8 protein-coding genes are annotated in these 8,389 nt (G+C 67.2%); all 8 read left to right on the forward strand.

The genetic code is table 11. The features are described from left to right. Nucleotides 1-268 precede the first annotated feature (268 nt). The gene (gene acpP / locus JHC36_RS06780) at nucleotides 269-505 is read left to right on the forward strand and encodes an acyl carrier protein (protein WP_124223987.1); all 237 of its coding nucleotides are present in this window, start codon (nucleotides 269-271) and stop codon (nucleotides 503-505) included. Between the two features lie 6 nt (nucleotides 506-511). Further along, complete coding sequence (gene fabF / locus JHC36_RS06785) at nucleotides 512-1,756, forward strand: beta-ketoacyl-ACP synthase II (protein WP_287917452.1); 1,245 nt, start codon at nucleotides 512-514, stop codon at nucleotides 1,754-1,756. 166 nt (nucleotides 1,757-1,922) lie between these two features. Then, nucleotides 1,923-2,390 carry a hypothetical protein gene (locus JHC36_RS06790; protein WP_148089188.1) on the forward strand — a complete coding sequence of 156 codons (468 nt, stop codon included), beginning with the start codon at nucleotides 1,923-1,925 and terminating at the stop codon, nucleotides 2,388-2,390. Further along, the gene (gene rpoE / locus JHC36_RS06795; RefSeq protein ID WP_124223993.1) at nucleotides 2,383-3,030 is read left to right on the forward strand and encodes an RNA polymerase sigma factor RpoE; all 648 of its coding nucleotides are present in this window, start codon (nucleotides 2,383-2,385) and stop codon (nucleotides 3,028-3,030) included. Before JHC36_RS06790 ends, rpoE begins: the two co-directional genes overlap by 8 nt. Nucleotides 3,031-3,084: 54 nt before the next feature. After that, nucleotides 3,085-3,837 carry a sigma-E factor negative regulatory protein gene (locus tag JHC36_RS06800; RefSeq protein WP_287917459.1) on the forward strand — a complete coding sequence of 251 codons (753 nt, stop codon included), beginning with the start codon at nucleotides 3,085-3,087 and terminating at the stop codon, nucleotides 3,835-3,837. 128 nt (nucleotides 3,838-3,965) lie between these two features. Further along, complete coding sequence (locus JHC36_RS06805) at nucleotides 3,966-5,066, forward strand: MucB/RseB C-terminal domain-containing protein (protein WP_287917462.1); 1,101 nt, start codon at nucleotides 3,966-3,968, stop codon at nucleotides 5,064-5,066. Nucleotides 5,067-5,228: 162 nt separating this feature from the next. After that, nucleotides 5,229-6,671, forward strand: coding sequence for a DegQ family serine endoprotease (locus tag JHC36_RS06810; RefSeq protein ID WP_124224069.1), 1,443 nt, complete (start codon nucleotides 5,229-5,231; stop codon nucleotides 6,669-6,671). A 157-nt stretch (nucleotides 6,672-6,828) separates the two neighbouring features. Continuing rightward, on the forward strand, nucleotides 6,829-8,389 hold a 1,561-nt coding region (gene lepA / locus JHC36_RS06815), incomplete at its 3' end, for a translation elongation factor 4 (protein ID WP_287917464.1).

Raw genomic sequence — 8,389 nt, forward strand, 5'->3', positions numbered from 1 at the left:
CCCGCTTTGACGCCCCAAAACACGCCAGAGGGCGTTGCAAATGCGCGCCGTAGCCCGAGCTACGGCTGTGCTTTGCGCCTACTCGGGCGCGTTTTGGGGCGCCCCTTCGGGCACGCCCAATTCCCTCTCAGCCTCTGAGGCGCGGCGCTTGCGCCCTGCGCGCCGGGGTGTCTGCGCTCAGGCTTCATGCCAGGCCGCAGGCCTGTCGTTAGGGACCGGTCTCTAGGCTGGTTAAAATCAAACTTTTCACAACCCTCAGAGGGAACCCATGAGCGATATCGAAGCACGTGTCAAAAAGATCATCGCCGAGCAACTCGGCGTGGAAGAGTCCCAGGTCACCAATGAGAAAGCCTTCGTGGCCGACCTCGGTGCGGACTCGCTCGACACGGTGGAACTGGTGATGGCGCTGGAAGATGAGTTCGGCATCGAAATCCCGGATGAGGACGCCGAGAAAATCACGACGGTGCAAGCCGCCATCGACTACGCCAAGTCCAAGCAGGCCTGATCGAACATGACCCGTCGTCGCGTCGTCGTCACGGGTTTGGGCTGCATCAGCCCCGTGGGAAACACGGTGGCCGAGAGCTGGTCCAACCTGCTCGCTGGGCGCTCCGGCATCGGCCCCATCACCCGGTTCGATGCGTCGGCGTTTTCCTGCCGCATCGCCGGTGAGGTCAAGGGCTTCGACCTCGGTGCCTATCTGTCGCCCAAAGATGCGCGGACGATGGACACCTTCATTCAGTACGGCATCGCGGCGGCGGTCCAGGCCGTCGAAGATGCCGGCCTGCCCACGGGTGAGGCGCTCTCCGAAGAAGCCGCGACGCGCATCGGCTGCATCATCGGCTCGGGCATCGGCGGCTTGCCGCTGATCGAGGAGACGCACGCCGAGCTCGTGGCGCGGGGGCCGCGGCGCATCACGCCGTTTTTCGTTCCGGCCTCGATCATCAACATGATCTCGGGCCATGTGTCGATGCGGTTTGGCTTCAAAGGTCCGAACCTCGCCATCGTCACGGCCTGCACGACGGGCTTGCACAGCATCGGCGAAGCGGGCCGCATGATCGAATACGGCGATGCCGACGTGATGATCGCCGGCGGCGCTGAGTCCACGGTTTCGCCCTTGGGCATCGGCGGCTTCGCGGCCATGCGGGCGCTCTCCACCCGCAACGATGAGCCCGAGCGCGCCTCCCGCCCCTGGGACCGGGACCGCGACGGCTTCGTGCTGGGCGAGGGCGCGGGCGTGATGGTGCTCGAGTCCTACGAACATGCGAAGGCGCGCGGGGCAAGGATCTACGCCGAGCTCGCGGGCTTTGGCATGAGCGCCGATGCGGGTCACATCACGGCGCCGAACATGGACGGTCCGCGGCGGGCGATGGTTCAGGCGCTGGCCAATGCAGGCGTCGGTCCCGAGGCGGTGGATTACCTCAACGCCCACGGAACGTCGACGCCGCTGGGTGACATCAATGAAACCAATGCCATCAAGGCAGCGCTGGGCGAGCACGCGAAGAAAATCGTCGTGAGCTCCACCAAGTCGATGACCGGGCATTTGCTGGGTGCGGCCGGCGGCATCGAGAGTGTGTTCACCGTGCTCGCGCTGTACCACCAAAAGTGCCCGCCGACGATCAACCTCGAGAACCCGGATCCGGAGTGTGACCTCGACTACTGCGCGAACACGGCGCGGGACATGCGGATCGACGTCGCGCTCAAGAACAACTTCGGCTTCGGCGGCACCAACGGCTCGCTGGTGTTCCGCCGTCTCTGAGAGGCTGAGAGGAAATCGGTCATGCCCGCCTGGACGTCCCAAAGCACGCCCGAGGGCGTTGGCAATGCTCGCCGTAGCCCGAGCGATGGCTGTGCTTTGCGCCGACTCGGGCGCGTTTTGGGCCGCCCCTTCGGGCACGCCCCATTCCCTCCCTGCCCCTGACTCCATGCCCGTGGAGCGGCACGGGAGACACCACGCGCGGCGGCACCATCAGGTTCCCGCCGTTCGTTATGCGCTGCGACCCACCGCCGGACCCAAGGCGGTGGTCGCAGCGCTTTTGTTTTCGACCCTGATCTTCCTTGCCCTTGGGGTGCGGGCCGGCTTGTCCTGGGGCGCGGCATGGGCGGCAGGTGCCGTCGCCCTCGGCAGTGCGGGGTTTGCCCTGCGCACGCTGGGCCAGCCTTCCGAGGGCTGCTTGCAATTCGATGGCGAGCGCTGGCTCGGGCCGCAAGGGGCAAGCTGCAGTGCCTGGCGCGTGCGCCTCGACGGTGGCCGCTTCCTGTGGGTCGAGCGGGTGGACGGTTCGGGGCCGAGGTGGCTTTGGCTGTCTTGCAGCTTCGACCCGGAACACTGGGGCGCGCTGCGGCGGGCCATCGTCGCAACGGCGCGGCGGCAGGAGGCCGACCATGGATGAGTCGAGCGAGCGGCCCGCGCAAGGCGCAGGGTCCGCATCACCCCTGCCCGACGAGGACCGGCCGCTGGTCGAGCGGGCTCAGGCTGGGGACACCCGCGCCTTTGAATTGCTCGTGCTGAAGTATCAGCGCCGGGTGGAGCGGCTCGTGGCACGCATGATTCGCGACCCCGCCCTGGTCGAAGAGGTCACGCAGGAAGCCTTCATCCGTGCGTGGCGGGCGCTACGGCAGTTCCGCGGCGACGCGCAGTTCTATACCTGGCTGTACCGGATCGCGGTCAATACCGCCAAAAAAGCCTTGCTGGAACTCAAGCGCATGCCGCAGACCCGCAGCGACAGCGCCGAAGCCGAAGACGATGAAACTTCCGGCGCGAAAGACGAACCAACGACGGCGGAAACCCCGGAATCGGAACTGGCGGCGCGGGAAATCGCCGAGGCCGTCCATGCCGCAGTCGAGGACCTGCCGCCCGAGTTGCGCGAGGCCGTGACGCTGCGCGAGATCGACGGCTTGAGCTATGAAGAAATCGCCAACGTCATGAACAGCCCGATCGGAACCGTGCGTTCGCGGATCTTTCGTGCACGCGAAGCCATCGCGTCGAGGCTGCGGCCGCTGCTCGAGCACCGCAGCGGCAAGCGCTGGTGAAAGCCCGCCCCGTCCCGCCCAGAGCCGAATTTGACGAACTTTCATCGGAGTCCCGTGAATACATCGACACCCACTTCCGCGACCCGCATCGGAGCGCTGCCCCCGTCCGACGAATGCATCAGCGCGCTGCTCGACGGTGAACTCGAGGGTGCAGCGCTGGCGCTCACGATCGACGAAGTCAGTACCGACGACACGTCGTGCGCCAATTGGCGGCTCTACCGGCTGGCCGGTGAGGTGCTGCGGACCCAGGCGGTGGGCAGCGCCGCGCAATTGGGCGACCGTGCGTTTGCGCAGCGGGTTCGCCAGCTCATCGAGGCCGAGGCGGCTCAGGCGCAGCTGCCCCCGATGGCGCTCCACGATGCTTCTGAATCAATAGCAACAACGCACCGAATTACCCCGGCATCCAATCAAAAAGACTGGGAAAACCGTCCGGCGGCCAACGATCCGGTCTGGCGGTGGCGGCTTGCTGCTGCGGTCGCTTCGCTGGTGGCGGTGGTCTCGCTCGGCCTTCAGTTTGCCCGGCCCTCCGGGGATGCGGGCCCCGGGGCACCGATGGCCACCGCCGGTGACGCCTGGGTGTTGGCGACGCGAGCGCCCATGTCGGCGCGCGTGACCGCGCCCGCGCCGGTCGATGGCGCCACGCTTGGCGCCAGCGGTGCGGTCGAGGCGCGCGATGGCGTTGTTTTGCGCGACCCGGAGCTGGACCGCTTCCTCGCCGCCCATCGGCCCTGGGGGCCGGGCATGGGCGAGCTTGGCGTCGAAGCGCGCACGATCCAGCGCGTGGGTCTGAACGCTCCGGTGCGCTGATGCTGCAGCGTGCATCCCTCGCGCCTCGTGCGCCCTGGCGGGTACCCTTCGAAGGCGAGCGCACACAGGGGTGCGCGCGGCGAGCTTGGATTTGGCGCGGGCGACTCGCCGCGGGGCGGGTCGCGCGGATGGCCGTGCTCTGGGGTGCGCAAGCGATCGGGTTATGGGTTGGGCTGCTGGCGGTGCCCGTGGTCGCCGGGGCGGCGCCCGTCGCGGTTGCACCCGCGGGGTCGCTGGCCGCCCCATCCGCGGGGGCACCGCCGGCGGTGACCGCCGAAGCCGGAGGGTTGGCGGCGTGGCTCGAGGATTTGCATCAGGCGGCGCGTCAGCGCAGCTATGCCGGCACGCTGGTCGTCTCGGCCGATGGCGGCGTGCTCTCGACGGCTCGGCTCGTTCATGTGCATACCAGGGCAGCGACGCTCGAGCGGGTCGAAATGCTCAGCGGCGCGCAGCGCGTGGTGTTTCGCAGCGACGAACAGGTCGTCGTCTGGGACACGCCGCAGCGCCTGGTGCGCGTCGAGCCGATGGTTTTACTGAGCACCTTCCCCGACCTCAAGCACCCGCCGGGGACCGCCCTCGAAGCGCTCTACCACTTCCGCGCGATCGGTGTTGGGCGGGTGGCCGGCCATGTGGCCGATGGCTACGAGGTCTGGCCCCGAGACGCCCTGCGGTTTGCCCAGAAAGTCTGGCGGGCGCGCGAGGGCGGGCTGGTGCTGCGGCGGCAGATCCTCGACGCCGGCAGCGGTCGGGTGCTCGAAGAAACCAGTTTTACGGAACTTTCCTTCCAGCCGGTCATCCACTCCGAAGTGCTCGCGCCCCGGCTCGAGCTGCCCGAGGGATTTCGCTTGTGGCGCGAGCCGCTCGAGCCCACGAGCCTCGAGGCCGAAGGCTGGCGCATGGACGTGGTGCCTGAAGGCTTCGCCCTCGATCGCTGCGTTCGCCGCCATGAAGCCCCGTGGCGGGCGGGCGCCGGCGGTGAGGCCGCACGCGATCGTTGGGTGCTCCAGTGCATCTGGACCGACGGATTGGCTGCGGTTTCGGTGTTCATCGAGCCCTACGAGGCGCGGCGGCACGGCACGAGCTTGACCGCACGGGTCGGCGCGACGCAGATGCGCTCCCGGCCCGCCGAGGTGGCCAGCCCGCCCGCGTGGTGGCTGACTGCCGTGGGTGAGGTGCCCTTGCGCACGCTCGACGCGCTGCTGGTCAACCTGCGCCGCGTCGGACGTTGACGGATGGACGCCCGCGCCCGGGCGGGCGGTGATGGCTTATGGGCATGTGCCGGTGCGCGGGGCGTGCCCACTTCGACAGTCGAGTCAACAACGGAGAACATGATGACGAATCGATCCCTGTCCCTTCGGGGCACGCACGGCGCCTGGCGCCGGTGGGTGTCCATGGGTTTGTGTGTGACCGCTGCATGGGCGGCTTGGATTCCGCAGGCGCCCGCGCTGGCCCAGTCGCCGCAGCAGCAGGCGGTGCGTGTGCTGCCGGACTTCACCGACCTCGTCGAACAGGTCGGGCCCTCGGTGGTCAACATTCGCACCATCGAACGCGTGCGCGCGCCGCAGGAGGATGTCGAGATCGACCCCGACATGCAGGAATTTTTCCGGCGCTTCTTTGGTGTGCCCATGCCCAACATTCCGCGCCAAGCGCCGCGGCCCAACAACCGTGCGCCGGAGGAGGAGCGGCCGCGCGGCGTCGGCTCGGGCTTCATTCTTTCGCCGGATGGCTACGTGATGACCAATGCGCATGTCGTCGCCGATGCCGACGAAGTCATCGTCACGCTGACCGACAAGCGCGAGTTCAAGGCGCGCATCGTCGGCGCCGACAAGCGCAGCGATGTGGCGGTGGTCAAGATCGAGGCCAGCGGCTTGCCTGCGGTCAAGATCGGCGACGTCAGCCGTCTCAAGGTCGGGGAATGGGTGCTGGCCATCGGCTCGCCGTTTGGCCTGGAGAACACCGTCACGGCCGGCATCGTCAGCGCCAAGCAGCGGGACACCGGCGACTATCTGCCCTTCATCCAGACCGATGTCGCGATCAACCCCGGCAATTCCGGCGGGCCGCTGATCAATATGCGCGGCGAGGTGGTGGGCATCAACAGCCAGATCTATTCGCGCTCGGGCGGGTTCATGGGGATCTCCTTCGCGATTCCGATCGACGAGGCCATGCGCGTGAGCGATCAGCTGCGCAGCACGGGGCATGTCACGCGCGGGCGCATCGGCGTGCAGATCGACCGCGTGACCAAGGATGTGGCCGAAGCCGCCGGGCTGGCCAAGCCGCAGGGCGCTTTGGTGCGGGCGGTCGAGCCGGGTTCGCCCGCCGAAAAGGCCGGCATCGAGCCGGGCGACATCATCCTGCGATTCGACGGCAAGCCGATCGACAGTGCGAGCGATTTGCCGCGCATCGTTGGCGGCACCAAGCCAGGCACCCGAAGCACGGTGACGGTGTTCCGCCGCGGCGCGAACAAAGACCTGAGCATCGTGGTGGCCGAACTCGAGCCCGAGAAGCCGGTGGCGAAAAAGGGCGGTGGCAAGCCCGAGAAGCCGAAATCCGCGCTGACCGTGGCGCATCTGGGCCTGTCGGTGAGCGACCTCAGCGAAGCGCAGCGGCGCGAGCTCAAGCTCAAAGGCGGCGTGCATGTCGATGCGGCGACCGATGCGGCCGCGCGTGCGGGCCTGCGCGAGGGGGATGTGATCCTGCAGGTCGGCAACATCGAAGTGGCCAACGTGCGCGACTTCGAAGCGGCCTTGGCGCGGCTCGACCGATCCAAACCCGTCAGCGTGCTCTTCCGCCGCGGCGAGTGGGCGCAGTACGCGCTGATCCGGCCGGGGCGGTAAAGCCCGTAAAATATCGCACCCGGGTCGGTACTGGCGCCTGTTGCCCAACGAATTCGGGGTGACGGCGCCGAGTCCGATCACGCAGCGCGCCCCGATCGCGGGCGCGTTTTTTTTGCCCAAGCCGCAGGCCCTGATGGCCTGCCCAACCCCCTCAGCAATGAAACACATCCGAAATTTTTCGATCATTGCGCACATCGACCACGGCAAGTCGACGCTCGCCGACCGCCTGATCCAGCGCTGCGGCGGGCTGTCGGACCGTGAAATGAGCGAGCAGGTGCTCGACTCGATGGACATCGAGAAGGAACGCGGCATCACGATCAAGGCGCAGACCGCCGCGCTGCAGTACAAGGCGCGCGACGGTCAGGTCTACAACCTCAACCTGATCGACACGCCGGGCCACGTCGATTTTTCCTACGAGGTGAGCCGATCGCTGTCGGCCTGCGAGGGCGCGCTGCTGGTCGTTGACGCGAGCCAGGGTGTCGAGGCGCAGACGGTGGCGAACTGCTACACCGCGCTCGACCTTGGCGTCGAAGTGATCCCGGTGCTCAACAAAATGGATTTGCCGCAAGCCGATCCCGAACGCGCCAAGGCCGAGATCGAGGACGTGATCGGTATCGACGCGTCCGAGGCCATCCCGTGCTCGGCCAAGACCGGCATGGGCGTGGACGAGATCCTCGAAGCCATCGTGGCCAAGATTCCGCCGCCGCGGGGCAAGCCCGAGGCGCCGCTGCGCGCCATGATCATCGACAGCTGGTTCGACAGCTATGTCGGCGTGGTGATGCTGGTGCGCGTGGTCGACGGCCACTTGAGAAAAGGCGAGCGCATCAAGCTCATGGCCACCGACGCCACGTATGAGGCCAACCAGCTCGGCGTGTTCACGCCGGCCAACCAGCCGCGCGAGTCGCTCGAAGCGGGTGAGGTGGGCTACATCATCGCGGGCATCAAGGAATTGCAGGCGGCCAAGGTGGGGGACACGGTGACCTCGGTCAAGACCGCCAGCGGCGCCAATTTGACTCCCGCGACCGAGCCCTTGCCCGGCTTCAAGGAAATCCAGCCGCAGGTGTTCGCCGGCCTCTACCCGACGGAAGCAAGCGAATACGACGCGCTGCGCGACGCGCTGGAAAAGCTCAAGCTCAACGACGCCTCGCTGCACTACGAGCCCGAGGTGTCGCAGGCGCTGGGTTTTGGGTTTCGCTGCGGCTTTCTGGGCTTGCTGCACATGGAGATCGTGCAGGAGCGGCTCGAGCGCGAGTTCGACCAGGACCTCATCACCACCGCGCCGAGTGTGGTCTACCAGGTGGTGAAGTCCGACGGCGAAGTCGTCATGGTCGAGAACCCCTCGAAGATGCCCGAGCCGGCGCGGATCGCGGAAATCCGTGAGCCCATCGTCACCGTGCATCTCTACATGCCGCAGGAATACGTGGGGCCGGTGATGACGCTGGCCAACCAGAAACGCGGCGTGCAGATCAACATGGCCTACCACGGCCGCCAGGTGATGCTCACCTACGAAATGCCGCTGGGCGAGATCGTGCTGGACTTCTTCGACAAGCTCAAATCGGTCAGCCGCGGCTACGCCTCGATGGACTATGAGTTCAAGGAGTACCGGGCGTCGGACGTGGTGAAGGTCGACATCCTGCTCAACGGCGAGAAGGTCGATGCGCTCTCGATCATCGTGCACCGCACGCAGGCGCAGTTCCGCGGCCGCGCGGTGGTGGCCA

The organism is Tibeticola sp. (assembly GCF_022759015.1).
GTDB lineage: Bacteria > Pseudomonadota > Gammaproteobacteria > Burkholderiales > Burkholderiaceae_C > Tibeticola > Tibeticola sediminis.